The organism is Amycolatopsis sp. NPDC051061 (assembly GCF_040682935.1).
Lineage (GTDB): Bacteria > Actinomycetota > Actinomycetes > Mycobacteriales > Pseudonocardiaceae > Amycolatopsis.
Genome location: NZ_JBFBBZ010000156.1, coordinates 1 through 1,366, shown reverse-complemented (window position 1 = coordinate 1,366; position 1,366 = coordinate 1). Strand labels below are relative to the sequence as shown.

The 1,366-nt window shown below is 66.3% G+C and carries 1 protein-coding gene; it reads left to right on the top strand.

All coding sequences use genetic code 11. The features are described from left to right. The first annotated feature begins 81 nt into the window (after positions 1–81). Positions 82–1,338, top strand: coding sequence for an IS701 family transposase (locus AB0N03_RS52385; RefSeq protein ID WP_364388999.1), 1,257 nt, complete (start codon positions 82–84; stop codon positions 1,336–1,338). The last annotated feature ends 28 nt before the right edge of the window (positions 1,339–1,366 follow it).

Sequence of the window (1,366 nt, the reverse complement as noted above, 5' to 3'; positions counted from 1 at the left end):
CCACCCGAGTGCCGTTGCAGTACTAACCCTGATCGGCTGGCGGCCGCAGGCCCCAGCGTAAACCCTGACCGATGGGCGGTGATGTTCGAGGAGATGATCGCCCGCATCGCAAGCCGGTTCACCCGCGTCGAACCCCGCCGACGAGCACGAACACTGCTGCTCGGGCTGCTGTCGGACCTGCCGGACAAGAACTGCTGGACCATCTCCGAACACGCCGGCGACGACACCCCCGACGGGATACAACACCTGCTGCGCAAAGCAGTCTGGGACGCCGACAAGGTCCGCGACGACCTGCGCGACTACGTCACCGAACACCTCGGCGACGCCGGCGCCGTGCTGGTCGTCGACGAAACCGGCGACCTCAAGAAAGGCACCCACACCGTCGGAGTGCAACGCCAATACACCGGCACCGCAGGACGCATCGAGAACGCCCAGGTCGCGGTCTACCTCACCTACGCCACCGACACCGGCCACGCATTCATCGACCGAGCCCTCTACCTCCCGAGGTCCTGGACCACCGATCCCGGCCGCTGCGCAGACGCGGGGATCCCCGACGACACCGTGTTCGCGACGAAACCGGCGCTGGCGACCACCATGATCGGTCGTGCCCTCGACGCGGGGGTCCGGGCCGGGTGGGTCGCCGGTGACGAGGTCTACGGCGCCGACCCCCGCCTGCGCAAAGATCTCGAACAGCGCGGCGTCGGATACGTTCTCGCTGTCGGCTGCGACCGCAGAGTGAGTACCCCTGCAGGAACGTTGCGCGCTGATGGTGTCGCAGCTCGGTTGCCCAAACACGTCTGGCAACGTCTCTCCGCCGGCACTGGAGCGAAAGGACATCGCTACTACGACTGGGCGTTCGCCGACATCGACATCGACGAGCCGGGCGGGCACCGGTGGCTGCTGATCCGTCGCAACCGAACGACCGGCGAGCTGGCGTTCTATCGCTGCCACTCGCCCGAACCAGTGCCGTTGCGGATCCTGGTTCAGGTCGCGGGCCGCAGGTGGACGGTCGAGGAGTCGTTCCAGACCGGCAAAGGCCTCACCGGGCTTGACCAGCACCAGGTCCGGCGCTGGACCTCATGGCACCGCTGGACGGTCCTGGCGATGTTCGCCCACGCCTTCCTCGCCGTCGTCGCGTCCACCGAACGAAACGCCACGCCGGCGACCGCTGGGTGGATTTTGTTGACCTGCAACGAAATCCACCACCTGTTCACCACGCTCATTAGCCGGCCGGTTCTCGACGTCGCACACCGGATCCGCTGCTCGAAGTGGCGCAGACGCCACCAATATCGCGCCCAGCAAGGCCACTACCAGCGACAATCGGCCCACGAACCATGACCATCACGAACTACGACTGGAGTACTAG

What these genes read in the sequence shown, in the direction of transcription:
- AB0N03_RS52385 (WP_364388999.1), top strand. Translation starts at nt 82, where the DNA reads ATGTTCGAGGAGATGATCGCCCGCATCGCAAGCCGGTTCACCCGCGTC.